Raw genomic sequence first — 25,241 nt, forward strand, 5'->3', positions numbered from 1 at the left:
CGGGGCGCGATTGTATCGACCTGGGCTGACGCAAACAGAAACGTTGCGGATACAACACAGATCGGGCCGAATCGACGCCCCGACACCGGCGAAGGGGGTCAGACCAGGCTCTGCTCCAGCCCCTGCAGGAAGATGTCCTTGGGCAGGTCGATGCCAATGAAGACCATCTTGCTCACCCGTGGCTCGCCCTCCGCCCACTGGGGGCCCAGGTCACTGCCCATGAGCTGGTGCACACCCTGGAAGATCACCTTGCGCTCGGTGCCCTTCATATTAAGCACGCCTTTGTAGCGCAGCATGCGCGGGCCATAAATGTTGACAATCGCCCCGAGAAAGTCTTCGAGCTTGGCCGGGTCGAAGGGGCGCTCCGAGCGGTACACAAAACTCTTCACATCGTCGTCATGGTGATGGTGGTGGCCATGCCCATGGTCGTGCTGGTGCGAGGGGTGGTTGCAGTGCTCGCCATGTTCGTGGTCGTGATCATGGTGGTCATGGCCGTGCTCTTCTTCCTTGAGGAAGTCCGGGTCGATGTCCAGCTTGGCATTGAGGTTGAAGCCGCGCAGATCCAGCACCTCCTTGAGCGGCACTTCGCCAAAATGCACGGCTTTGATAGGCGCGCGCGGGTTCATGTGCTTCAGGCGGTGGATCAGCGCATCGGTTTCCTCGGCGCTGACCAGGTCGGTCTTGGACAGGAAGATCTGGTCCGCGAAGCCCACCTGGCGGCGCGCTTCCTGGCGGTCATTGAGCTGCTGGGGCGCATGCTTGGCGTCCACCAGGGTGATGATGGAGTCAATGAGGTAGGTCTCGGCGATTTCTTCGTCCATGAAGAAGGTCTGCGCCACGGGGCCCGGGTCGGCCACGCCCGTGGTCTCGATCACGATGCGGTCGAACTCCAGCAGGTTCTTGCGCCTCTTGGCGGCCAGCAGCTGCAGGGTTTCGCGCAGGTCTTCGCGGATGGTGCAGCAGATGCAGCCGTTGCTCATCTGCACGATCTGCTCCTTGGACTCGGTCACGAGGATGTCGTTGTCGATGTTTTCTTCACCGAATTCATTCTCGATCACGGCAATCTTCTGGCCATGGGCTTCGCTCAAGAGACGCTTGAGCAGCGTCGTTTTGCCCGAGCCCAGGAAGCCGGTGAGGATGGTGACGGGGATCAGTGCCATAAATCTGTCTTTCAAGGGGGTCAAATACTTGCGCTGCAGCCCGGTGCCGCAGGCTGCAGGGCCCCGCACTGGGGACGTTTTTTCAGTGTACCGAGGCTGTCAAGCCCCTGCCGGGCGTTGCCGGGTTCACCCTTTGCGCATCACGACCAGGCCCTTGAGGTACTCCCCTTCCGGGAACTCCAGCGTCATCGGGTGGTCGGGCGCGCCGCCCAGGCGCTCCAGAATGAAGCCGTCCACGCCCGCATCGGCCCCGGCCGAGGCCACGATCTTGTGGAACAGGTCGGCGCTGATGCCGCCTGAGCAGGAGAAGGTGAACAGCACGCCGCCGGGCGACAGCAGCTGCAGTGCCAGGCGGTTGATGTCCTTGTAAGCCCGTGCCGCACGGTCGGCGTGGGCCGCAGTCGGCGCAAACTTCGGCGGATCCAGGATGATGGCGTCGAACCGCTGGCCTTCCTTGAGGAACTGGCGCAGCGAGGCGTTCACGTCGGCATCGAGGAAGGTGGCCCGGTTCGGATCGAACCCATTGAGCGCCACATGGGCGCGGGCGCGCTCCAGGGCCGGGCCCGAAGAGTCGATGGAGGTCACATGCCCGTCGGCCACGGTGCCTGCCGCGCGCATGCCCGCCAGCGCCGCCACGCTGAAGCCGCCGGTGTAGCAGAAGCAGTTGAGCACATGCTTGAAGCCCAGGCGCTGCGCGTAATCGGCAAACCGCTTGCGGCTGTCGCGCTGGTCCAGGTAGAAGCCGGTCTTGTGGCCCTCGGCGATGTTGAGGGTCAGGCGCCACTGGTGTTCCTGGATGGTGAGCTCCAGCGGCGGCCCTTCGCCGTCGCCCAACGCCCCCGTGGGCCCGCCGCGCAGCCAGCCGGTGGCGGGCTGGAGGCCCTCCAGCGCACGCACGCTCGCGTCCGAGCGCTCGTACAACTTGGTCAGACCCGTCTCGCGCAGCAGCGCATCGGCAATCACGCCTTTCCAGCGCTCGGTGCCCGCACTGGTGAACTGCGCCACCAGCGTGTCGCCATAGCGGTCCACGATGAGCCCGGGCAGGCCGTCGGACTCGCCGTGCACCAGGCGCACGCCGTCGCTTTGAACATCAAAACGGGCTCTGGCGATGATGGAGCGTGCACAAGCAGCTATGAAATACGGAGCATCGATGCGCTGCGCCTCGTCAAAGCTCCACACCCGCGCGCGGATGCGCGAGCTGGGGCTGAAAGCCGCCCAGGCCAGGAACTGGCCCTCGTGCGACTCCACACGCACGGTCTCGCCGCTGTCGCCGCCGCCTTTGGCGATGGCCGATTCAAAGATCCAGGGGTGACGGCGCAAGAGCGAGCGCTCTTTGCCAGGGCGAAGGCGAAGGGTTTTCATGCCCCGGATTGTGCGGGTTGGGAGCCCGCCTCACCCGCTGGGCCGCGCAAAAACAGCGATGCAGCCTCCCAAGCCCACCAAGCCCTGCAACAGCTGGCAGTGCGCTGCGCCTCCTGAATTTATCAATTTTCACCTCCTTATTTGACAAAAATGATTGCCCATACTTAGAATTGCTGAAATTATCATTTTTATCAAAACCATGCCTGCGACCCACACCCAAATTCCCGCCACCCGACTGGCACCTGCGCCCGGCACCGCCCAGGCCACGATGACCGACCTCCGCGAGTTCCTGGCGTTCAAGATCGGGAACGAGGAATACGGGGTGGACATCCTGCGCGTGCAGGAGATCCGTTCGTACGAAAAGCCCACCACCATCGCCAATGCCACAGGCGAACTCCAGGGCGTGATGAACCTGCGCGGCGTGATCGTTCCCATCATCGACCTGCGCCTGAAGCTGGGGCAAACCGCCGTGCAATACGACCCCCTCAAGGTCGTGATCGTGCTGAACATCGGCCAGCGCATGGTGGGCGCGGTGGTGGACGGCGTCTCTGACGTGCTCACGCTGGAGCGTGAACAGATGCGCCCCATGCCCGCCCTGCGTGGCGACATCGCCCCCGAACATCTGCTGGCCATTGGCTCGGTCGGCCAGCGCATGTTGATCCTGCTCGATATCGAAAAATTTCTTGCCAATTCTGTGGCGAGTGGTACACCTGCTGCCTGCCACTGAGCTGCAGCACAACCTACAAGGAACTGCACACCATGAACTTCAACGACCTGAAGATTTCTACCCGGCTCACACTGGGCTTCGGCCTGATGGGCCTGCTCATTGGCATCATGGGCACGCTGTCCATGGGGCTGGCCCACCGCGCGGACAACGCCTTCCACTCCATCATCGACGATCGCTTCCCCAAGGTGCTGAACCTGCACGTGGCCAAGGAAGACGTGACGGCTGTGGAACTGGCCCTCACGCAGATGCTGCTGGATACCCGTCCCGAAAACCTGCAGCGCCACCAGGCCCTGGTCAACAGCAAGCGGCAAGAGATCACACAGCTCCTCGATACCCTGGGCCAGCAGATCACTTCGCCCGAAGGCAAGGCCGCGCTGGCCGAGACCCAGCGTGCGCGCAGCGACTATGCAGCGCAACTGCAACGCTACTCCGAACTGGCCAACGCGGGTCAGCTGGACGAGGCCCGGACCATCCTCACAGGTGCCATGGCGGCGCCACGCGCCACCTACTTTGAGGCGCTGGACAGGCTGATCGCCTACCAGGAGTCGCTGGCCAAGAACGCCCAGGCCGAGGCGGTGGCCGCTGTGTCCACCATGAATGTGTTTGTGCTGTCGCTTACGGGGCTGTCCCTGATCGCGGGCGCCGTGATTGGCCTGCGCATCGTCCGCTCCACCACCGAGCCCCTGCGCCGCGCCGTGGATGCCGCGCGCGCCGTGGCCGCCGGAGACCTGAGCCTGCCCATCACCTACCGGGGCACCAACGAAACCGCACAGCTGCTCAAGTCCCTGCTGGAGATGCAGCAATCGCTGGTGCATCTGGTGGGCCAGGTGCGGCACAACAGTGACAGCGTCTCCAACGCATCGGCCGAAATTGCCCAAGGCAACAACGACCTTTCGGCCCGCACCGAGCAGCAGGCCAGTGCGCTGCAGGAAACCGCCGCGTCCATGGAGCAACTCAACACCGCCGTGCGCAACAACGCCGACAACGCACAGCGGGCCGACGCCATGGCGCGCAGCGCCAGCGAAGTGGCCGCACAGGGCGGCAGCGTGGTGGCCGAGGTGGTCCACACGATGAAAGACATCAATGAAAGCAGCCGCCAGATTGCGGACATCGTGGGCGTGATCGACTCCATCGCTTTCCAGACCAACATCCTGGCGCTCAACGCCGCGGTGGAAGCCGCCCGCGCCGGTGAACAAGGCCGGGGCTTCGCGGTGGTGGCCACCGAGGTGCGCGTACTCGCCAGCCGGTCGGCCGAGGCCTCGCGCGAAATCAAGAGCCTGATCGGCACCAGCGTGGAGCGCGTGGAAGCAGGCACCGCCCTGGTGGACCGCGCCGGGCAGACCATGAGCGAAGTGGTCGCCTCCATCCGCCGCGTGACCGACATCATGGGCGAGATCAGCGCTGCCAGCACCGAGCAGAGCCAGGGCGTGGACCAGATCAACGAGGCCGTCACACAGATGGACCAGGCCACCCAGCAGAACGCCGCCCTGGTCGAGGAAATGGCCGCTGCCGCAGCCAGCCTCAACCACCAGGCCACGGATCTGGTGAACACGGTGGCCACCTTCCGCCTTTCAGCCCAGGACGAAACCACGGCCCTGCCACCGCCCTCCCGGACAAAAGCTCTGGCCCACACTCAGCACACCCCGCAGGCCGCGCAGCCGCGCGCCGCGGCCCGTCCGATGGTGGGCAAGCACGACACCCCACGCCCCACCCTGGGCCACCGGCCCCGTACCACCACCGCCCTGAAGCCCGCAGCCGTTGCGCTGGCAACTGCAAGCGGGGGCGACGCAAACTGGGAAAGCTTCTGACGCGTCACAAGCGCGACATGGCCCCCGGTCCACAGTGGGGACAGCGGTCTTTTTACCAAGGAGGGCGTTCACCATGAACTTCAAGCAGCTGAAAATTTCTACCCGCCTGTCGCTGCTGCTCGCAGCGCTGTGCCTGCTCACCACCGTGATCGGCAGCGTGGGCCTGGCGGGCATGCAACGCGCCAACGCGGGCTTGAACACCGTGTACCAGGACCGGGTGGTGCCTCTCAAGCAGATCAAGTTGGTGTCCGACGCTTACGCCGTGAACGTGGTGGACACGGCCCACAAGGTGCGGGACGGCGCTTTCACGCCCCAGCAGGGGCTGGACTCCATCGCCAAGGCCAAAAAAGAGATCAGCGACAACTGGAGCGCCTACCTGGCCACCGAGCTGGTGGCCGACGAGGTGCGTCTGACCGCGCAGTTCAAGACGCTGCAGCCCCAGGCCGACGGTGCCGTGCGCACCCTGGAAGAACTGATTGGCCGCAAGGACCTGCCCGGCCTCACCGCTTATGCCGCCAAAGAGATGTACCCCGCGCTCGACCCCTTGCAGGACGTGCTGGGCGCGCTGGTACAGGTGCAGCTGGACACGGCCCGCAAGGAATACGACCAGGCCGTGGTGTCGTACGCCAATACCCGGCTGTTTGTGGTCCTGGCGATTGCAGGCGGTGTGCTGTTTGCCCTGGGTTTTGGCACCCTGGTGGCGCGCAGCATCGTGGGCGAGCTGGGCACCGAGCCCGGCACGGCCGCCGAGTTGGCGCGCAGCGTGGCCCATGGCGACCTCACGGTGGCGATCCACCTCAAGCCCGGTGACACCACCAGCCTGATGGCCCAGCTCAAGCGCATGCAGGACAGCCTGGTGGCGATGGTGGCCATGGTGCACCAGAGTTCGGTCAACGTGGCCAGCGCGTCCGAGCAGATTGCCCAGGGCAACAACAGCCTGTCGTCCCGCACCGAGGAGCAGGCCAGCGCGCTGGAGGAAACCGCTGCGTCGATGGAACAGCTCAATGCCACCGTGCGGCAGAACGCCGACAGCTCTCGCCAGGCCAACCAGCTCGCACACAGTGCCACCACCATTGCCATGCAAGGTGGCGCCGTGGTGGCTGACGTGGTGCGCACCATGAAGGACATCAACGACAGCAGCAGCAAGATCACCGAGATCATCGGCGTGATCGACTCCATCGCCTTCCAGACCAACATCCTGGCGCTCAACGCGGCCGTGGAAGCCGCCCGCGCCGGTGAGCAAGGCCGGGGCTTTGCCGTGGTGGCCACCGAGGTGCGGGTGCTCGCCAGCCGCTCGGCCGAGGCCTCGCGGGAAATCAAGGGCCTGATCGGCAACAGCGTGGAGCGCGTGGAAGCAGGCACCGCCCTGGTGGACCGCGCCGGGCAGACCATGAACGAAGTGGTCGCCTCCATCCGCCGCGTGACCGACATCATGGGCGAGATCAGCGCCGCCAGCACCGAGCAGAGCGAGGGCATGGACCAGATCAGCGAAGCCGTCACCCAGATGGACCAGGCCACCCAGCAGAACGCCGCCCTGGTCGAGGAGATGGCCGCTGCCGCCGCCAGCCTGAACCACCAGGCCGGGGAACTGGTGGACACCGTGGCCACCTTCAAGCTGCCCGAGGTGTATGAACACCGCGCCGCCCTGCCCCACCAGCCTTCGCGCCGCAACCTGCTGGGCCACGGCCCGGCGGGCATCGCTGCGGCCTGACGCGCCCCGGCGTGTCCGGCCGCGGCGGCCTTTAGCCGCCTGGCTTTTTCCGGCGAGCGCGGGGATGGGCCGCGTCGTACACCTTGGCCAGGTGCTGAAAGTCGAGCCGTGTATAGACCTGCGTGGTGGTGATGTTGGCGTGGCCCAGCAGCTCCTGCACCGCACGCAAGTCGCCGCTGCTTTGAAGCAGGTGGCTGGCGAATGAATGGCGCAGCATGTGCGGGTGCACCGGCGTGGTCAGCCCGGCCTGCTGGCTGCGCTGGCGCAGGCGCAGCCAGATGGCCTGCGCCGTGAGCCGCGCGCCGCGCTGGCCCACAAACAGCGCGGCATCGAGCCGCGCCGCGCCCTCACCGCCAAACGGCGTGGCGCGGATGGCCAGCCAGGCCTGCAGCGCGGCCGTGGCGGCGGCGCCCACCGGCACGCTGCGGCGCTTGCTGCCCTTGCCAAACACATGGGCCTCGCCCGCCTGCAGATCCACCCAGCCGCGCCCCAGGCGATGGGTGTCGGCGTTGGCAACGGCATCCAGCCCGGCCAGCTCGCCCACGCGCAGGCCACAGCCATACAGCAGCTCGACCATGGCGGCATCGCGCGCCTCCAGCCAGGGGTCGGCGCCGGTGTTGTCAAACTCGGCCAGCCGCACGGCGTCGTCCACTCCCAGGGCCTTGGGCAGGGGTTTGGGCGCCTTGGGGGCGCGCACGTCCTGCACGGGGTTGTGCGGGATCAGCCCCTGCCGCCCGGCCCAGGTGAAGAACCCCCGCCAGCCCGAGAGGATGAGCGCAATGCCCCGCCCACTGCGCCCCGCGCTGTGCATCTGCGCCACAAAGCGGCGGATGTGGGCGCTCGTGAGCTGCAGCAGCGGCACATTCACCGCCGCCGCCAGTTGCACCAACCTTTCCAGGTCCAGGGTGTAGAGCGTGAGGGTGCGCGCGGCCAGCCGCTTTTCAACGCGCACATGCTCCAGGTAGCGCAGGACGTGCGGGTCTGCGGGGATCTGCGTGGGCGGCGCGTCGGGCATGGAGCACTACCCCCGCAACGGGCGCGCCCCCAGGCCAGCGCCACCGTGGAACCGGCTTCGCCGGGCCCGGGGTGGCGACCCCCCGCAAGGGGGAAGCGGCGCAGCCGCACAGGGGGGCATCATTTCAGGCGCAGCAGCGCAGCGCTGGCCAGCTCGGCCATGCGCGACAGGAAGTCGGTGCCCATGGTGGCGTCAAAGCGCTGCGGGTCGTGCGAGCCCAGCACCAGCAGGCCAAACGCAGGCGTGGCGCTATCGATGGCGCCCGCGCGCAGCGGCAGCAGCGCCAGCGACTGGGCGGGCTCGCCGCTTTCCTGCGCCAGCCAGCCTGCGGGCTCAAAGCCCAGGTTGGGGCCGCAGAACGGCATGGTCAGCGACGAGGCGAACGCCCGCGCATCTTCGCTCGCGCCCTGGGTGAAGTCGGCGTCGATGTACGGCGCAGCCACTTCCCACACCCGCACGGCCGCCTGGGGCACGTCGAACAGGGTGCGCACGCCATCGACCACCGCCTGCGGCAGGTCGAACGGGTCGCGCACCTCCAGCAGGCTGCTGGTCCACTGGTGCACCTTGTGGGCAATGGCCGCGTTTTCGTTGCTGTTGCGCACCATCTCCATGATGCGCTGCTCCAGGCCCTTGATCTTCTCGCGCAGCATCTCGGCCTGGCGCTCCTGCAGGCTCACGGCGCGCGCGCCGTGGGGGCTGGTGATCTGCACGCTGGCCAGCACCTCGGCATGCCGCTCGAAGAAGCCGGGGGTGTTGGTCAAAAACTGGGCGATGTCGTCTTCGGTGATCGGTGGGATGTGGGAGGTCGTCATACGAGGGTGTCAGGAATGTCGATCTGGCCTTCGAACACCGTGGTGGCGGGGCCGGTCATGAAAACGGAATCGGCCGCCTGGCCGCTCCAGGCAATGGTGAGGCGGCCGCCGCGCGTGTCCACCTGCACCTCGGGGTCGAGCAGGCCCAGGCGGATGCCCGCCGCCACCGCCGCGCAGGCGCCGGTGCCACAGGCCAGGGTCTCGCCCACGCCACGCTCGAACACGCGCAGCCGCACATGGGCACGGTCCACGATCTGCAGATAACCCACATTCACCCGCTGCGGAAAGCGCGGGTGGCTTTCGATGAGGGGGCCGGTTTCCTGCACGGGCGCAGTGTCCACGTTGTCCACCAGCTGCACGGCATGGGGGTTGCCCATGGACACAACCGCTACCAAAACGATAGCTGAAAGCGCTTTACCATCAGGCGGCAACGGCCATTTTTGCCCCAAACCTTGCGCCACGGGCACCAGGCCGGACGTATCAAAGGGCACCTTGGCAGGGTCGAACTCGGGGCGGCCCATGTCCACGGTGACACGGCCATCGGCCGTAAGACGCGGGGCGATCACGCCGCTTTGGGTCTGCACCCGGATCTGGTCCTTGCCGGTGAGGCCCTTGTCATGCACAAAGCGCGCAAAGCAGCGCGCGCCGTTGCCGCACTGCTCCACCTCGCCGCCATCGGCGTTGTGGATCACGTATTCGAAATCAATGCCCTCTGCCGGGGAGGGACGTACGGTGAGTATCTGGTCGGCACCCACGCCAAAGTGGCGGTCGGCCAGGAAGCGGTACTGCGCCGCAGACAGCCCCAGACGGCCCTGGGTTTCGTCGAGCACCACGAAATCGTTGCCCGCGCCTTGCATTTTGGTAAAGCGAATCTGCATGGGACGGGATTATGGCCCCGCCCCTGCGCCAAACCGCGCGCGGGCGTACGCTTGGCAGCTTCTCTCGATTCCACCGGCTTTTCAGGAACCTCGCATGACCGATCTTTCCGCTTTTGCCATCACCCGCAAGTGGCCCGCTCGGCACCCGGACCGCATCCAGCTGTATTCCCTGCCCACGCCCAACGGCGTGAAGGTGTCCATAGCGCTGGAAGAACTGGGCCTGCCGTACGAGCCCCACCTGGTGAGCTTTGAGACCAACGACCAGACCACGCCCGAATTTCTTTCGCTCAACCCCAACAACAAGATCCCGGCCATCCTGGACCCGAACGGCCCGGACGGCCAGCCGCTGGCGCTGTTCGAATCCGGTGCCATCCTGGTGTACCTGGCCAGCAAGACCGGCCAGCTGCTGCCGCAGGACACCGCCGGGCGCTACGAAACCCTGCAGTGGGTGATGTGGCAGATGGGCGGTGTGGGCCCCATGTTTGGCCAGCTCGGGTTCTTCCACAAGTTTGCAGGCAAGGACTACGAAGACAAGCGCCCACGCGACCGGTATGTCGCTGAATCGAAACGCCTGCTCAAGGTGCTGGACGAGCGCCTCGCGGGCCGCCACTGGGTGATGGGCGACCAGTACACCATCGCCGACATCGCCATCCTGCCCTGGGTGCGCAACCTGGTGGGCTTTTACGGCGCGGGCGACCTGGTGGAGTTTGACCAGTTCAAGGAGGTGCAGCGCGTGCTCGCCGCCTTCGTGGCGCGTCCGGCGGTGGCCCGGGGGCTGGCGATTCCGGCACGCGGCTGACGGCTAGGGCGCCGGGTTTCTCATCCGCCCTTGATCTTGATCATGCCGCGCAGCCCGGCACCCGGGCGCCACGCACCTACCATGGGCCTCCTCAAAAAAACAGGGAGCACCCCATGGGATTGACCGTTGATGTTCTTCAGGATCTGGACCTGCACGACCTGCAGGCTGCCGCCCGCGCAGCGCTGCAGGAAAGCAATGCCATCGCGCTGATCGAGTTGCTGGAGATGATGTGGAGCTGCGAGGTCGATGGCGCCAACGCCGTCATCGACGCCGTGCTGCAGCGCCTGCAGCAACTGCGCGCGTTGCGCTGACGGCAGGCCTGCAAGGCAGGCCTGCTCAGCCCAGACGCTCCTGCAAGAAATCCAGAAAACACGCGATGCGTGCCGCCAGCTGCGTGTTGCGGTAATACACCGCGCTGATGGGCTGGCGCACCTCCACCGTGTCCTTGGCCAGCACCTGCACCAGATCGCCGCGCGCACGGTCAGCGGCCGTCATGAAGTCCGACAGGCACACGATGCCCACCCCTTGCAGCGCGAGCTGGCGCAGTGTCTCGCCGCTCGATGCTGTGAGGCTGGGTACGATGGGCCAGGCATCACCATGCGCGCCCCGCAGCGGCCAGTGGTTGAGCGACTCGGGCTGGTTGAAGCCCAACAGCGTGTGCCGTGCCAGGTCCGCCTCGCTCTTGGGCCTGCCCGTCCGCGCCAGGTAGTCAGGGCTGGCCAGCACCCGCAGGCGGCTGGTGCACAGGGGGCGCGCGTGCAGGGTGGAGTCGGGAAGCTGCCCGATGCGAATGGCCACGTCCGTGCGCCGCTCCAGCAGGTCGATGTATGTCTCGTCCGTGTCCAGCTGCAGCGTGATCTGCGGATAGGCCTTGCGAAACGCTGGCACCAGGGGCACCACGGCATGGAGCATGAACGGCGTGGCCGCATTCACCCGCAGGCGGCCGGCGGGCTGCTGGCGCCGCGCAGCCATGTGTTCCTCGGCGTCGTCGATGGAGGCCAGGATGGCGCGCGTGCGCTGCAAAAAGGCCTGGCCCTCCTCCGTCAGCTCGGTGCGGCGCGTGGTGCGGCGCAGCAGCGTGGTGTCCAGCTTTTTCTCCAGCCGCGCCAGTGCCCGGCTGATGCCCGAGACGGTCTGGCCCAGCGTGTCGGCTGCGGCCGTGATCGAACCGCCGTCCACCACCGCCACAAAGGCCTGCAGTTCTTCCAACGTGGTTTTCATGGGAGCTCCTGGCGCCTGATTGTTGATTTCAAATCAATTATCAATGGCACTTAACGATCTTTTTCTGCAAGACCCAAACGCCCACACTCCAGAGCCCGAAAGCCTGAAAACTGGAGTGTTCCCATGCCCATTGCCTTGCTCGCGCTGACGCTCAGCGCTTTTGCCATCGGCACGACCGAGTTCGTGATCGTTGGCCTGCTGCCCACCGTGGCGGCAGACCTTTCCATCAGCATCCCCTCGGCGGGCCTGCTGGTCAGCCTGTATGCCCTGGGGGTGGCCGTCGGCGCCCCGGTACTCACCGCACTCACCGGCAAGCTGCCGCGCAAGGCGCTGCTGTTGGCGCTGATGGCCTTGTTCACCGCCGGCAACCTGCTGGCCTGGCAGGCCCCCAGCTATGAGACGCTGGTGGCCGCGCGCATCCTGACCGGGCTGGCACATGGCGTGTTCTTCTCGATCGGCTCCACCATCGCCACCGGCCTGGTGCCGCGCGAGAAGGCCGCGAGCGCGATTGCCATCATGTTCACCGGCCTCACGGTGGCCCTGGTCACGGGCGTGCCACTGGGCACTTTCATCGGCCAGCATTTCGGCTGGCGCGAGACCTTCCTGGCCGTGGCGGCGCTGGGCGTAGTGTCGTTCATCGGCAGCGCCCTTTTTGTGCCGCGCCATCTGGCCCACACACCACCCGCCTCGCTGCTGCAGCAGGCCAAGGTGCTGGCCGAGCCGCGCCTGCTGCTGGTATATGCCAAGACGGCCATCGGCTACGGCGGCACCTTCATCCCCTTCACCTTTCTCGCCCCCATCCTCACCGACATCTCGGGCTTCAGTGCCAGTGCAGTGGGCTGGGTGATGCTGGTGTATGGCGCATCGGTGGCTGTGGGCAACCTGTGGGGCGGCAAGCTGGCCGACCGGCTGGGCCCCATCCCGGCGCTGCGCATCATCTTTGCGCTGCTGGCGGCCGTGTTGCTGCTGCTGCAGTTCACCGCGCCCCACCCCTGGCTGGCCGTGGGCACCGTGCTGCTGTGGGGCGCCGTGGCATTCGGCAATGTGCCGGGGCTGCAGGTGTATGTGGTCAAGCAGGCCGAGCGCTTCACGCCGCAAGCGGTGGACGTGGCCTCGGGCCTGAACATTGCCGCCTTCAACCTGGGCATTGCGGGCGCCGCCTGGGCCGGGGGCCTGATCGTGACGCACTGGGGCCTGCAGCACACGCCGTGGATCGGTGCGCTGGTGGTGCTGGTGTCGCTGGCCCTCACGCACTGGAGCGGTGTGCTGGACCGGCGCAGCGGCATCCCCGTGCGTGCCGCTGGTGTGGTGCCTGCGGGGCACTGAGCCCCCTTCAGCCCGCCATCACCCGCACAAAGGCAGGCACCACGCCCAGCAGATCGTCGCGCCGTTGCACCGCATGCACATCGGCGCGCGGTGCCTTGGCGCCCAGGGGCTTGAACACCACGCGCGGCCCGAACAGCATGCCCAGGGACGACGGCACCAGGGCCACGCCCAGCCCAGCCGCCACCAGGCTCAGCACGGCCGCCAGCTCCACCGTGGTCTGCGCCACGCGGGGCGCGAAGCCCGCCTGTACGCAGCACTGCACCATGTGCTCGGCATGGGCCGATGAATCACGGCGCAGCATCACGAAGGGCTCGCTGCGCAGATCCTTCAAAGCCAGCGCCTTGCGCGCTGCCAGCGGGTGGCCGGGCGGCAGGGCCGCGACCACAGGGTCGGGCCACAGCAGGGTGCTGGCGAGCTGGTCGTCATTCACTGCCGTGCGCGAGATGCCCACATCGATGCGCTTGTCGCGCAGTGCCGCCTGCTGCAGCGAGGGCTGCATCTCGTGCAGCACCACGTCCACGCCCGGGTGGCTTTGCCGGTAGCGCGCCAGCGCCGCCGGAAACTGCCCGAGGAAATGTGAGCCCGACAGCCCCACCTCAATGCGCCCGGCCTGCCCCTGGCCGATGGCCGCCACACGCTGGCGCGCCGTGTCCAGCCGCTCCAGCACCGCGCGTGCATCCACCAGATAGGCCTGGCCTGCCAGCGTCAGCTCCACGCGCCGGCTGGTGCGCACGAAGAGCTGGGCGCCCAGTTCTTGTTCCAGCTGGGCGATCTGCAGGCTCAGCGGCGGCTGCGAGACATGCAGGCGCTGCGCGGCACGTGTGAAGCTCAGCTCTTCCGCCAGGGCGACGAAGTAACGCAGGTGGCGCAGTTCCATTGATACTTTTCCGATCTAGATCAAGACCAACAATATATTGGACTGTAAGCCCCGCCGTTTCGACAATACGCCCAGACCACAACAACCCGGCGGAGACACCCATGAAGATTTCACACAGCCTGATGGCAGCCACGCTCGCTCTTTCCAGCCTGGCCATGGCGCAAGACAACTACCCCAGCAAAGCCATCACGCTCACCGTGCCCAACCCGCCCGGCGGTGTGGTGGACACCTCGGCCCGCCTGCTCAACGAGCCGCTGGCCCGTGTGATCGGCCAGCCCGTGGTGATCGACAACAAGGCAGGCGGCAGCGGCAACGTGGCCTATGGCGCCGTGGCCCGCGCCAAGGCCGATGGCTACAACCTGCTGATCTCGTACTCGGCCTACCACGTGGGCAACCCGGCGCTCACCCCCAGTCTGCCCTGGGAGGCCAAGGACTTCGCCCCCATCGCGCTGCTCACCGTGGCCACCAACGTGATTGCCGCTCACCCCTCGGTGCCAGCCAACAACCTCAAGGAATTCATCGCGTACCTCAAGGCCAACCCGGGCAAGGTGAACTACGCCTCGCAGGGCAACGGCTCGCTGTCGCACATCGGCACCGAGATCTTCAAGCAGCAAAGCGGCACCTTCATGACCCACATCCCCTACCGTGGCTCGGGCCCAGCGGTGGCCGATGTGCTGGCAGGCCAGGTGCAGGTGTTCATCACCACGCCACCGTCGGTCATGCAGCATGTGCTGAACGGCAAGCTCAAGGCCTTTGCCGTGACCGGCACCAAGCGCCACCCCGGTCTTCCTAACGTGCCCACCGTGGCCGAGGCCGGAATGCCCGACTTCAAGCTCGAAGCCTGGGTGGGCCTGTTCGCCCCGGCCGCCACGCCACCCGCCGTGGTGGCCAAGCTCACAGCCGATGTGAAGAAGGCGCTGGACATGCCCGAGACACGCCAGCGCGCCGACGCGGCGGGCATCGAACTGCGCTACCTGCCGCCCGACGCGCTGGGTGAGCTGGTGAAGACCGAAACCGCCTACTGGGCCAAGACCATCAAGGCCGCCGGCATCAAGGCCGACTGACCGGCCCGCAAACATCCCCTGCGCACTCCCTTTCCCGGCGCTCTGCGCGCCGGGCGGGCAGCGCTTTGCCCATTGACCTCTGAAAGACCACCATGCAACGCACTTACCGCATCGGGCAGATCGTGCCCAGCTCCAACACCACCATGGAGACCGAGATCCCGGCCATGCTGCGCGCCCGCGAGCAGATCCTGCCAGAGCGCTTCAGCTTCCACGCCAGCCGCATGCGCATGCAAAAGGTCACCAAGGAAGAGCTGGCCGCGATGGACCGCGACTCTGACCGCTGCGCGCTGGAGCTGTCGGACGGCAAGATGGACGTGATGGGCTATGCCTGCCTCGTGGCCATCATGAGCATGGGCCTGGGCTACCACCGCACATCCGAAAAGCGGCTGCACGAGGTCACCGTGGCCAATGGCAAGCCCGCGCCCGTGGTGTCCAGCGCAGGCGCGCTGATCGAAGGGCTCAAGGCCATGGGCGCGAAGAAGGTGTCGGTGCTCACGCCCTATATGAAGCCGCTGACCCAGCTGGTGGTGGACTACATCGAGCACGAGGGCATTGCCGTGCACGACAGCCTGTCGCTGGAAATTGCCGACAACCTGCAGGTGGGCGCGCAGGACCCCGCCGCCCCGGCCCAGCTGGTGCAACGGCTGGACACGCGCGGCGTGGACGTGGTGGTGATCTCGGCCTGCGTGCAGATGCCCTCGCTGGCGTCCGTGCAGATGGCACAGGACCAGTTGGGCATTCCTGTCGTGTCCGCTGCAGCCTGCACCACCTGGGCGATGCTCAAGCGCCTGGGGCTGGAAACGCGGGTGCCCAACGCGGGTGCACTGCTCTCCGGCGCCTACTGATCCCTGCGCGGAGCAAAAGGCTTCGTCTTTGGCGGAAGCCGAAAGCAGCTAGGGCGTGTCATCAATCAATACCCCCACGCGCTGACCCCGCAATGCGGATGGATGCGCGAAGCGGGGCGCAGCCCATAGTCATCTATGGGCAAGCCACGCGACAAAGCTGACGCCGCATTGCGGGGTCAGCCCGGAGGGAAAGCCATCCAGGCCGCGCATTGCGTCTTTGCCCTTCGCTTGTGTAGCCAAGCTACACGGCACTCAGGGCGCCTAGCACTGCACGGCCTGGCTGGCTTTCGCGTGGGGGTATTGATTGATGACACGCCCCAGGGGCAACGCCGGATAATCGCCCGATGCCCCGCTCCACCCAACAGCTTCACCCCTTCCGCGAACCCGTCGCCACCCGCCCTGCCGCCACCGTGCTGCTGCTGCGCGATGCCACCGCCGCTGGCGGCGCCGGGGGGATCGAGGTGCTGATGACGCGGCGCTCCGACAAGGCCAGCTTTGCCCCGGGCGCCTATGTGTTCCCCGGGGGAGGCATCGACACGCTGGACGCGGCCCCCGATACCCACGCCGCCGCAGACCGCCGCCCCTCTCAGAGCGACCTGCACCTGACCCAGGCCATCGCCGCCATCCGCGAGAGTTTTGAAGAGCTGGGTATCCTGCTGGCCCGCCATGCCGGTGGCACGCGCCAGGGGCAGATGGCCGACGCGCAGGACATCGCCGCCATCGACCGCCACCAGCCCTTTGTGGCGCAATGCGCGGCGCGCGGGCTGCGGCTGGCGGCAGACGGCGTGTTTCTGCTCGCGCACTGGATCACCGACCGCGACCTGCCGCGCCGCTTTGACGTGCCTTTTTTGGTGGCCCGCATGCCCGAGGGCCAGGAGCCCGTGGCCGACGAGGCCGAGCAGTTCGAGCCCGTGTGGGTGCGCCCGGCCGACGCGCTCGCGCGGCACGAGGCGGGGCAGTTCTTCATGATCTTCCCGACCATCCGCACCCTGCAGCGGCTGGCCGGATTTGGCTCCACGCAGGCGGTGTTTGATGCGCTGAAAAGCGAAGCGCCGCTGTGGACCAGCTGCCCCCGCGCGGGCACGCTGGCAGGTAAGGAAGCCCGCTATATGGAAAGCGACATGCCCTACGGCGAGCTGGCCCTGGTCTGCCCCGATGGGCAGATCGTGCACCCGCTGGACTGGCAGACCGAGCGCCCGGTGCCGCTGCTGCGCAATGTGATGCGCCTCACCGCCCCCAACCCCGGCGTGATGACCGGCCCCGGCACCAACAGCTACCTGGTGGGCGACCCGGCCACGGGTTTCATCGCCATCGACCCCGGCCCGGCGGATACCGAGCACCTGGACAAGCTCTGGCGCGCAGCGGGTGGCGACATCCGCATGATCGTCTGCACCCACTCGCATCCCGACCATTCGCCGGGCGCCGCGCCGCTGCAGGCACTGTGTGTGCAGGCGGGCAAAGCCCGACCGCCCATCCTGGGCCTGCCATCGGCGCCCACGGCACGCGCAGCCAGCCAGTTCACGCCCGACCGTTCGCTACAAAATGATGAGCTACTCAGGCTTTATGGTAGCGCGGGAGAGGCCAAAATCACTCACACCCTGCAAGCCATCCACACCCCAGGCCATGCCGCCAACCATGTGTGCCTGCTGCTGGTGGAAGACGGCCTGCTCTTCAGCGGCGACCACATCCTGAACGGCAGCACCACGGTGGTGGATCCGCCGGACGGCAACATGGCCGACTACCTGGATTCGCTGGACCGGCTGGATGCCGTCTGTGCCGCGCACGGCGTGGAGTTCATCTTGCCCGCGCACGGCTATGTGCTCGGAGGACCGGTGCACACGGCGCGCGGCGCGATTGCCAAGCTCAAGGCCCACCGTCTGGCGCGCGAGGCCAAGGTGCTGGCCGCCATGCAGGCGCTGCCGCAGGGCAGCATGGAAGACTGGGTGCGCCACGCCTATGACGACGTGCCGCCGCGCATGTGGCCGGTGGCGCAACGCTCGCTGCTGGCGCATGTCGAGCGCATCCGCTCCCAGCGCCCCGGCAACAACTGAACCGAAGAACACCCAACCGCAATCCCCCCGATTCAATGACCGACAAGCACCCCGACCCTACCCACATCCGCCTGGCCAAACGCGTGGCCGAACAACTGAACTGCTCGCGCAGCACGGCCGAGCAATTCATCGAGGGCGGCTTTGTGAGCGTGGACGGCCAGATCGAGGAAGCCCCCGGCGCGCGCGTGCGCCCCGATCAGGCGGTAACGGTCGCACCCGATGCCAGCCTGCTGGAGCTGACACCGGTCACCTTGCTGCTGCACAAGCCCGCAGGGTTTGAAGCTGGCCTGGGCCTGCCAGGCGCCGCCACAGGGCAGGCGGCCCACGCCAGCCGCAGCCAAGGGGCGCAACAGGCGCTCACACTGCTCAGCGCGGCATCCCACCTGCCTGAAGACGCCTCGGGCATCCGTGTGCTGCAACGCCACTTCAAGCAGCTCGAATGCTTCACCCCCCTGCCCACCGAGGCCAGCGGCCTGGTGGTCTACACGCAGGACAAGCGCATTGCGCGCAAGCTGGCCGAAGACATCGAGGTGCTGGAGCAGGAGTGCATCGTGGAGGTGAAAGGCGAGATCGCGCAGAACGGCCTGCAGCGCCTGTGCCATGGCCTGAGCTTCAACGGCCGCCCGCTGCCGCCCATCAAGGTGAGCTGGCAAAACGAGACCAAGCTGCGTTTTGCGCTCAAGGGCATCCGGCCCGGCCAGATCCCCGCCATGTGCGAGGCCGTGGGCCTGGCGGTGGTGGGCATCAAGCGCATCCGCATCGGCCGCGTGCCACTGGCCAAGGTGCCCGAGGGGCAGTGGCGCTACCTGCAGCCGTGGGAGAAGTTCTGATGCGCCGCCGGGACTTTGCCATCGCGCCGCATTCGCTCCTTAAATGATAGCTATCAAGGCATGATGGTCGCGCGATGACGGCCTTTTATTCATGATTCCCTTGCGCGGGGGCCGCTGCTACACTGCGCTGCACTCAGGAGGGAGTTCATGAACCAAGAAAGATCCGGTGGCGCGGCAGGGCCGATGTCCACCTTCATGCCACAGGCCATCGACGCCCACCCCGTCGAATTCACCGGCAGCGGGGGCGAGTATTTCCGGGTGTGGATCGTCAACGTGCTGCTGTCCATCGTCACGCTGGGCATCTACACCCCCTGGGCCCGGCGCCGCACCGCCCAGTATTTCTACAGCCACACCCTGGTGGCGGGCAGCCCCCTCGAATTCACCGCGCAGCAGCGCAAGATGGTGATGGGTTTTGTGATGCTGATGCTGCTCACCATCGCCTACAACATCGCCGTGCGAACCGGGCAGGACACGGCCGTGGGCCTGTTCCTGCTGACGGGTGCGGCGCTGGCCCCCTTCATCTGGGCCAGTGCCATGCGCTTTCGCCTCGCGGCCACACGCTGGCGCGGCCTGCGGCTGCAGTTCACCGCCAGCTGGAAAGAGGTCTACATCGCCAGCTGGCCCGTGTTTGCGCTGGCCCTGGTGTGGTTTGGCGTGTTCTTTGGCATGCAGATGCTGTCGCCCGACTTGGCGCAGGCGCTGGAAGCGGTCGAGGAAGAAAGCAGCAAGGCGCCCATGCCCAGCTTCACCCCCGCCATGGGCGGCTTGCTGCTGCTGGGCCTGGTGCTGTCGATCCTGTGCTTCATCCGGCTGGAGTACAACTTCAAAAGCCTGCTGGTGCTCAAGGCCCAGCTGGGCGCAGAAAAGGGCCGCTGGAAGCCGGTGTACATGGACTTCGTGAAGATCTGGCTGGCCACCGTGGCCGTGTTCATCCTGTGTGTCGTGGGCATCGCCGTGCTGGTCGGCGTGCTCGCGGGCAGCTCCATCGCCTTGATGGCCAGCCAGAGCGAGCGCATGGGCCTGTGGATGATCGTGGTGGGCATCGTGTCGGCCGTGGTGGGCTTCTTCATGCTGATCCTGGCCTCGGCCCCCGCCCGGGCCTACCGCGAGGCGCGCATGTTCCAGCTCATGTGGAACAACATCGGCGTGAGCCATGTGGCCCGCTTCAAAAGCCACCTCAAGAGCGGCAGCTACGTGGGTCTGCGCATCAAGAACATGCTGCTCTCCCTGCTGACGCTGGGCCTGTACCGCCCGTTTGCGCGGGTGAGTGAATACCGCATGAAGGTTGAGTCCGTCACCCTGCACGTCAAGGGCGGCGTGGAACAGGTGGCTGGCGCCATGGTGCGCCAGCAGCAAGGTGCACTGGGCGATGCGCTGGCCGACGCCGCTGGTTTGGACCTTATCGGGTGAAACGGAACATCCCCCTGAGGCGCTTCGCGCCTTCCCCCTTCTCTCGAATCGCTACGCGATTCGGGAAGGGGGACGCCGTCAGCGCGGCGGGGCGGCCCTTGCGCGGCGGCCGCTGGCCTGGGTAGCGCCAGTTTCAACGGCCACGGGCCACCTATCAGGTGATGGACGACTGAGATGAATGCCCCCCTTCACACCGCAACACCAGTCCCCGGGCGCTGGTTTGACGGCCACAGCAGCAAGGCCCGGCATGTGATGGTGAGCCTGCGGCCCACGCCGCAGGGCCCGTCGCTGGTACTGCATCCGCTCTCGCAGGCCGGGGCCGAGCCCGTGGTGTTTGCCTGCAAACAGGTGGGCTGGCCCGAGGCCTGGAACGAGCGCAAGCCCCAGCCCCGCGTGGTGGTGGATCTGCGCGACCACGGCAGTGTCGAGATCGACGCCGTGGCCGAGTGGCGCGCTGCGCTGGCCGCTGCAGGCGATCGCCCCGGCATCGCGCAGCGCATGCAGACCCGCTGGCCCATGTTGCTGGGCGTGACGGCCGCCGCCGTCATCGGCCTTACGCTGTTCTACCGCTACGGCACGCCCTGGGCCGCCACGCAGCTCACGCGGTTTGTGCCCCTGAGCTGGGAAACCAGCGTGGCCGAGAACGTACTCAAGCAGATGGACGACGGCACCCTGAAGCCCAGCAAGCTGCCCCCGGAGCGGCAGGCGCAGCTCAAGGCCCGCTTTGACACGTTGGTGCAGCAGGCGCCCGCAATGCGGCACCGCTACCCCGACTACCGCCCGCCCCTGACGCTGGAGTTCCGCGCGGGCATGGGCGCCAATGCATTCGCATTGCCCGGCGGCAAGATCGTGATGACCGACGGCATCGTGAAAGCTGCATCCGACAAGGGCCTGCCCGACGACGCCCTGGTGGGCGTGCTGGCCCACGAGATCGGCCACGTGGTGCACCGCCACACCACCCGCATGGTGGTGGAGCAAGGCGTGCTCAACATGGGCCTGGGCCTGGCGCTGGGGGACGTGTCGGGCATCGTCTCCACCGGCGCCTCGGTGATGACGGGCCTGGCCTACAGCCGCAGCCACGAGCGCGAGGCCGACTGCTACGCCATCGCCCTCATGCGCCACACCGCGCTGCCCACGGCGCCCATGGGCCAGCTGCTGCTGGCGATTGCGCGTGACGAGGAAGACGAAGAGGGCAAAGGCAGCGACAAGGACAAAAAAGCGCCAGACGGCAACAACCCAGCCGATGCCGCCCACGCCCCCACACCCCAATCCGCCGCCAGCGCTCCCGACGCCGCGCGCAAGCGCAAATTGGGCAAGGAGGCCGAATCCCACCCGGTCTGGTCACTGCTCAGCAGCCACCCCGAAACGGTGAAACGCGCCACCGAGCTGGAACAGGGGCATGCGCCGCACTGCGCCAAAAGCTGAATGGATGGTGGACAGCGGTGCCCAGGGCGGGCACCGCACCCGCGTGCCAGCGCGGGCTAGAAATAAAGTGTGAAGCACGCCGATAAGCCGGATTCTGTGCACTGCGGAAACCCTTGCGGGCCCCCGCAGCGTGACCGCCATTAATCTGGGCCGGGTGTCGCCACCACGGCTCGGTGCTACCTACCCGCCAGCTCTGCGGAACCACATCAACGCTGGCCTACTTGGTATTGCTGCGCGTAGAGATTGCCCGTTTCACCCCCGGTGGTTTGCCTTGCGGCACTCCCCCGGGACTCGTCTCTGTTGCTCTGATCCTCACCTCACGGTGGGCAGCCGTTAGCTGCTACGCTGTCCTGTGCAGTCCGGACGTTCCTCCAGTGCCTGGTTTCCCAGATTGCACCAGCGGCGGTCTGGCGTGCTTCACGGGTGGGATTATCGCCCAGCGGCCACGACGCGATCCCAGTCCAGGCCAAAGCGCACAAGATACTTGCGCAGCCGGTCCGCGTCGTTGACCACCGTGCGCTGCGTGCGCGAGGCCTGGAACAGCAGGCGCCCGGCGTCCGACAGCGTGCGCGACTGGCGGCAGACCTGCAGCACCGCCGCCAGTTGGAGCTGGTCGAAGAGGTCGATGGATTCCACCGCCTCGTCGCCCAGCAAGGCCGCGAGTTCGTCGCGTCCTACCCCGCCTGATGCGGGTGCTAGGCCATGGCGCGCATCGCTGGCGGGCTGCCACAGCCAACGCAAGCGGGCGATCTCGGCCTCGACCAACGGCAGGCCAATGCGGCCGCTGTCGGCCAGCGTGGCCAGGCGGGTCACGCTGGCCGACAGGTCGCGGAAGTTGCCCGTCCACAGCGCGGCGGGCGATTGGGCATAGCGCAGGTAGGCGGTGCGCGCCTCGTTGGAAAAGCGCACGCTGCGGCCCAGCTCTTCGCCCGCGCGCTGCAGCAGATGGTCCACATTGGGCTCGATGTCCTCGGGCCGCTGGGCCAGGCCCGGCAGCACATAGCTCCAGAGGTTGATGCGCGCGAACAGGTCTTCACGAAAGCGCCCGGCCGCCACCTCGGTGCGCAGGTCTCGGTTGGTACCGGCCACCAGTTGAAAGTCGCTCTCCACTTCGCGGTCGCTGCCCAGGGGGTAGAAGCGCTTTTCCTCCACCGCCTTGAGCAGCATGGCCTGCTCGTCGGGGCCCAGCTCGCCGATTTCGTCGAGGAACAGCACGCCCTTGTGCGCGGTGCGCAGCAGGCCCGCGCGGTCGGCCGCGGCGCCGGTGAAGGAACCCTTCTTGTGGCCGAACAGCGTGGACGCCGCGCCGTCGCCGTGCAGCGTGGCGCAGTTCACTTCCACAAACTCACCCTCGACCTGGTGACGGGATTTTTTCAGCTCGTACATGCGCCGCGCCAAGTGCGACTTGCCCGCGCCCGTGGGCCCGGTGAACAGGATGGGCGCACGCGAGCGCACCGCCACCCGCTCCACCTCGTCGATCAGCGCGTTGAAGCGCGCATTGCGCGTGGCGATACCGCTTTTGAGGAACTGGACCGCGTCCTGCTGCTCCGCGCCGAAGCGCTGCGCAATCACGTCGTAGCGCGAGAGGTCCAGGTCGATCAGCGTGTAGCTGCCGGGGTCACCCATCTGCTGGCGCTTGGGCGGTGAGGTCTGCACCAGCACGCCCGGAATGCGGCGCGACTCCACCAGCAAAAAAAGGCAGATCTGCGCGACGTGCGTACCGGTGGTGATGTGGGTCCAGTACTCCTCGCGTTCGGTGTCAAAGCGGTAGGCCTGCGTCCAGTCGTACAGCTGGGCATAGACCTCGCCGAAGTCCCATGGGTCGGCAATGGGCAGCGGCACCAGGTTCACCGTGGTCTCGGGCGAGGCGGTTGCCATGTCCGTGCGCACCTGGTGGGCCAGCTCACGGTGCGGCGGGGTGTAGAGCAGCTCCAGCCGCTCGATTACCACGTCCTCATGCTGCACCAGCGACACGGTGGGGCGCCACTTCTCCCATCGGCCGGCGCCCTTGCCGGAGTCGAGCTGGGTGCCCAGGAATCCGATGACTACTTTGGTTCTGCGCATGATTTTTATCTACTTGGCTAGCTTTCATTCTAGTTATTTTGACAACCACACACCCTATCAAGTTCACTGCAAAGGAAATATTCACATACAAATCAACAACTTGCATGCATTCGACGCCATGCATTGCGAGCTGGCACACATCTGGCAATAGAAGATGCATCCAGCGCAAGCGGTGACCGCTCACAGGCTGGGGTTAGGACAAATGTTCGCCCCACCGGTGCCGGGCGTCCGGGGCCTTCGGGTTCTGTCGATGTTCTGCATGCCGCACATCGCAACCGCTGGGCAACGGCATGGTCGTGGTGACCACTCCGAAAGGAAGTGTCTGGTTCGACTCCAGGCGTGCCACCACTGGTAGCTCAGTCTGGTAGAGCCCCGCCGAAAGGCGGTTGTCGCAGGTTCGATTCCTGCCCACGGTCGCAAGACCTTGTTTGGAAGTACCGGTCGAAGGACCACCCGCCGAACGCGGGGAGAGGCCTCCAGGTTGCGCCGCAACCGCCAGGGCCCCACCCCGTCAGCCGGTGGCGGTTTGTGCCAGCACCCGGCACAGCCCGCGCCCGCAGCCAGCCATGCTGCCGCTCTTCCCGTTGGGGATGGGGGCAGCCACCACGGCGCACTGCACGGCCCAGGCTGCACCCCCTGGCACCCCGCCATCGCTGTAACGGCAACCCGATACGACAACGAAGAAGAGAGAGGAAAAAGAGATGCTGACGAAGATGTTCCAACGCGCCACCGTCAAGAAGAACGAACGCGCCCTGCTGCTGCGCAATGGCAGCTTCGAGCGTGTGCTGCACAGCGGCACCTACTGGCTGTTCGCGGGCACCGACCAGCTGCGCGTGGAGACCTTCGCCCTCGAACAGCCCGCCCTCACCCACGGTCTGGCCGAATACCTGATGGCGCAGGAGCCTGCCGTGGTGGCAGCCGAGTTTGTGCAGGTGAACCTGTCGGAAACTGAAGTGGGCCTGCGCAGCGAAAACGGCGTGCTGGTGGAGATCCTGCCCCCCGGCACCCGCCGCCTGTACTGGAAAGGCCTGGTGGAGGTGAGCGTGCAGGTGGTGGACCTGCAAGCAGGCGCCGAACTGCCTGCCGCACTGGTGGCGCGATTGACGCAAACCCAGCTGCGCCAGCGCAGCGTGACCGGATTGACCGGCGTGCTGCAGGTGCAGGTGCCCGAGGGCCAGTGCGCGCTGTTGACGGTGGACGGCAAGGTGGAGCGCCTGCTGACCACTGGCACCTACGCGTTCTGGAAGTACGGCCGCACTGTGGCCGTGGAGCTGGTGGACCTGCGCCTGCAAGCCGTGGAGGTATCGGGCCAGGACATCATGACCCGCGACAAGGTGAGCCTGCGCCTGAACCTGTGCGCCACCTACCGCTATACCGATGTGCTGCGTGCCTTTGCCCAGTTGCAGAAGCCCGCCGACCACCTGTACCGCGAACTGCAGTTTGCACTGCGTGCCGCCGTGGGCACCCGCACGCTCGATGAGCTGCTGGAGAACAAGACGGTGATCGACGAAGTGGTGACCACGCACATGACCGCCAAGCTGCAGCCCTATGGCATGCAACTGGAAAGCGTGGGCGTGAAGGACATCGTGCTGCCCGGCGAGATGAAAACCATCCTGACCCAGGTGGTGCAGGCGCAGAAGCAGGCCGAGGCCAACGTGATCCGCCGCCGCGAGGAAACTGCCGCCACGCGCTCGCTGCTCAACACCGCCAAGGTGATGGAAGACAACCCCGTCGCCCTGCGCATGAAGGAGCTGGAGACGCTGGAGCGTGTGGCCGAGCGGATCGACAAGATCTCGGTGTTTGGCGGCCTGGACCAGGTGCTGAATGGCCTGGTGAAGATGCGATGAAAGAGAACC

21 protein-coding genes, 1 tRNA gene and 1 other RNA gene are annotated in these 25,241 nt (G+C 66.6%); 14 read left to right on the top strand and 9 right to left on the bottom strand.

Annotation, left to right across the window (positions count from 1 at the left end; all coding sequences use genetic code 11):
- Positions 1–98: 98 nt before the first annotated feature.
- Both CBY09_RS08995 and CBY09_RS09000 read right to left on the bottom strand, forming a co-directional pair.
- Entirely contained in the window at positions 99–1,160 is a 1,062-nt protein-coding gene (locus CBY09_RS08995; RefSeq protein WP_094288673.1) for a CobW family GTP-binding protein, read from the bottom strand.
- A gap of 126 nt (positions 1,161–1,286) precedes the next feature.
- Entirely contained in the window at positions 1,287–2,522 is a 1,236-nt protein-coding gene (locus CBY09_RS09000; RefSeq protein ID WP_094288675.1) for a class I SAM-dependent rRNA methyltransferase, read from the bottom strand.
- Positions 2,523–2,721: 199 nt separating this feature from the next.
- On the opposite strand from CBY09_RS09000, the gene CBY09_RS09005 reads away from it, so the two are divergent.
- From CBY09_RS09005 to CBY09_RS09015, 3 genes are all read left to right on the top strand, one after another.
- Positions 2,722–3,249 (top strand): chemotaxis protein CheW, encoded by a 528-nt coding sequence (locus tag CBY09_RS09005; protein ID WP_094288677.1) that lies wholly within the window; start codon positions 2,722–2,724, stop codon positions 3,247–3,249.
- Positions 3,250–3,281: 32 nt separating this feature from the next.
- Positions 3,282–5,057: a methyl-accepting chemotaxis protein gene (locus tag CBY09_RS09010; protein WP_094288679.1), complete on the top strand. Its 1,776-nt coding sequence runs from the start codon at positions 3,282–3,284 to the stop codon at positions 5,055–5,057.
- A 73-nt stretch (positions 5,058–5,130) separates the two neighbouring features.
- On the top strand, positions 5,131–6,768 hold the full coding sequence (locus CBY09_RS09015; protein ID WP_094288681.1) for a methyl-accepting chemotaxis protein: 1,638 nt from the start codon (positions 5,131–5,133) through the stop codon (positions 6,766–6,768).
- Between the two features lie 31 nt (positions 6,769–6,799).
- On the opposite strand, the gene CBY09_RS09020 is transcribed toward CBY09_RS09015, so the two are convergent.
- The 3 genes from CBY09_RS09020 to dapF all read right to left on the bottom strand — a co-directional run bounded on the left by CBY09_RS09020 (position 6,800) and on the right by dapF (position 9,473).
- The gene (locus tag CBY09_RS09020; protein ID WP_094288683.1) at positions 6,800–7,783 is read right to left on the bottom strand and encodes a tyrosine-type recombinase/integrase; all 984 of its coding nucleotides are present in this window, start codon (positions 7,781–7,783) and stop codon (positions 6,800–6,802) included.
- 119 nt (positions 7,784–7,902) lie between these two features.
- Complete coding sequence (locus CBY09_RS09025) at positions 7,903–8,595, bottom strand: DUF484 family protein (protein ID WP_063460064.1); 693 nt, start codon at positions 8,593–8,595, stop codon at positions 7,903–7,905.
- The gene (gene dapF / locus CBY09_RS09030) at positions 8,592–9,473 is read right to left on the bottom strand and encodes a diaminopimelate epimerase (RefSeq protein WP_094288685.1); all 882 of its coding nucleotides are present in this window, start codon (positions 9,471–9,473) and stop codon (positions 8,592–8,594) included. Before dapF ends, CBY09_RS09025 begins: the two co-directional genes overlap by 4 nt.
- A 94-nt stretch (positions 9,474–9,567) precedes the next feature.
- On the opposite strand from dapF, the gene CBY09_RS09035 reads away from it, so the two are divergent.
- Both CBY09_RS09035 and CBY09_RS09040 read left to right on the top strand, forming a co-directional pair.
- Positions 9,568–10,272, top strand: a complete 705-nt coding sequence (locus CBY09_RS09035; RefSeq protein ID WP_060985167.1) for a glutathione S-transferase N-terminal domain-containing protein — start codon at positions 9,568–9,570, stop codon at positions 10,270–10,272.
- Between the two features lie 113 nt (positions 10,273–10,385).
- Entirely contained in the window at positions 10,386–10,583 is a 198-nt protein-coding gene (locus CBY09_RS09040) for a hypothetical protein (RefSeq protein WP_094288687.1), read from the top strand.
- A gap of 25 nt (positions 10,584–10,608) precedes the next feature.
- Here the strand turns inward: CBY09_RS09040 and CBY09_RS09045 are convergent, their stop codons facing one another.
- Positions 10,609–11,493, bottom strand: coding sequence for a LysR family transcriptional regulator (locus tag CBY09_RS09045; protein ID WP_094288689.1), 885 nt, complete (start codon positions 11,491–11,493; stop codon positions 10,609–10,611).
- 123 nt (positions 11,494–11,616) lie between these two features.
- On the opposite strand from CBY09_RS09045, the gene CBY09_RS09050 reads away from it, so the two are divergent.
- Entirely contained in the window at positions 11,617–12,819 is a 1,203-nt protein-coding gene (locus tag CBY09_RS09050; RefSeq protein WP_094288691.1) for an MFS transporter, read from the top strand.
- 7 nt (positions 12,820–12,826) lie between these two features.
- Here CBY09_RS09050 and CBY09_RS09055 read toward each other — a convergent pair whose 3' ends face one another.
- A complete protein-coding gene (locus tag CBY09_RS09055) occupies positions 12,827–13,696 on the bottom strand; it encodes a LysR substrate-binding domain-containing protein (protein ID WP_094288693.1) in 870 nt (289 codons plus the stop codon).
- Between the two features lie 101 nt (positions 13,697–13,797).
- Here CBY09_RS09055 and CBY09_RS09060 point away from each other — a divergent pair, with 101 nt between their 5' ends.
- The 6 genes from CBY09_RS09060 to CBY09_RS09090 all read left to right on the top strand — a co-directional run bounded on the left by CBY09_RS09060 (position 13,798) and on the right by CBY09_RS09090 (position 21,321).
- Positions 13,798–14,760, top strand: coding sequence for a Bug family tripartite tricarboxylate transporter substrate binding protein (locus CBY09_RS09060; RefSeq protein WP_094288695.1), 963 nt, complete (start codon positions 13,798–13,800; stop codon positions 14,758–14,760).
- 92 nt (positions 14,761–14,852) lie between these two features.
- On the top strand, positions 14,853–15,605 hold the full coding sequence (locus CBY09_RS09065; RefSeq protein ID WP_094288697.1) for a maleate cis-trans isomerase family protein: 753 nt from the start codon (positions 14,853–14,855) through the stop codon (positions 15,603–15,605).
- A gap of 344 nt (positions 15,606–15,949) precedes the next feature.
- Positions 15,950–17,656, top strand: a complete 1,707-nt coding sequence (locus CBY09_RS09070; RefSeq protein ID WP_094288699.1) for an MBL fold metallo-hydrolase — start codon at positions 15,950–15,952, stop codon at positions 17,654–17,656.
- Positions 17,657–17,691: 35 nt separating this feature from the next.
- Positions 17,692–18,486 (top strand): rRNA pseudouridine synthase, encoded by a 795-nt coding sequence (locus CBY09_RS09075; protein ID WP_094288701.1) that lies wholly within the window; start codon positions 17,692–17,694, stop codon positions 18,484–18,486.
- A gap of 147 nt (positions 18,487–18,633) precedes the next feature.
- On the top strand, positions 18,634–19,896 hold the full coding sequence (locus CBY09_RS09080) for a YjgN family protein (RefSeq protein WP_094288703.1): 1,263 nt from the start codon (positions 18,634–18,636) through the stop codon (positions 19,894–19,896).
- 174 nt (positions 19,897–20,070) lie between these two features.
- Positions 20,071–21,321 (top strand): M48 family metallopeptidase, encoded by a 1,251-nt coding sequence (locus CBY09_RS09090; protein ID WP_094288705.1) that lies wholly within the window; start codon positions 20,071–20,073, stop codon positions 21,319–21,321.
- Positions 21,322–21,388: 67 nt separating this feature from the next.
- Here the strand turns inward: CBY09_RS09090 and rnpB are convergent.
- Both rnpB and rtcR read right to left on the bottom strand, forming a co-directional pair.
- Positions 21,389–21,740, bottom strand: an RNA gene (gene rnpB / locus CBY09_RS09095) — RNase P RNA component class A.
- 10 nt (positions 21,741–21,750) lie between these two features.
- Entirely contained in the window at positions 21,751–23,385 is a 1,635-nt protein-coding gene (rtcR, locus tag CBY09_RS09100; RefSeq protein ID WP_094288707.1) for an RNA repair transcriptional activator RtcR, read from the bottom strand.
- A gap of 344 nt (positions 23,386–23,729) precedes the next feature.
- On the opposite strand from rtcR, the gene CBY09_RS09105 reads away from it, so the two are divergent.
- Positions 23,730–23,802, top strand: a tRNA-OTHER gene (locus CBY09_RS09105).
- Between the two features lie 296 nt (positions 23,803–24,098).
- The gene (locus tag CBY09_RS09110) at positions 24,099–25,232 is read left to right on the top strand and encodes a slipin family protein (protein ID WP_094288709.1); all 1,134 of its coding nucleotides are present in this window, start codon (positions 24,099–24,101) and stop codon (positions 25,230–25,232) included.
- The last annotated feature ends 9 nt before the right edge of the window (positions 25,233–25,241 follow it).

Origin of the sequence: Acidovorax kalamii (genome assembly GCF_002245625.1) — a bacterium.
GTDB lineage: Bacteria > Pseudomonadota > Gammaproteobacteria > Burkholderiales > Burkholderiaceae_C > Acidovorax > Acidovorax kalamii.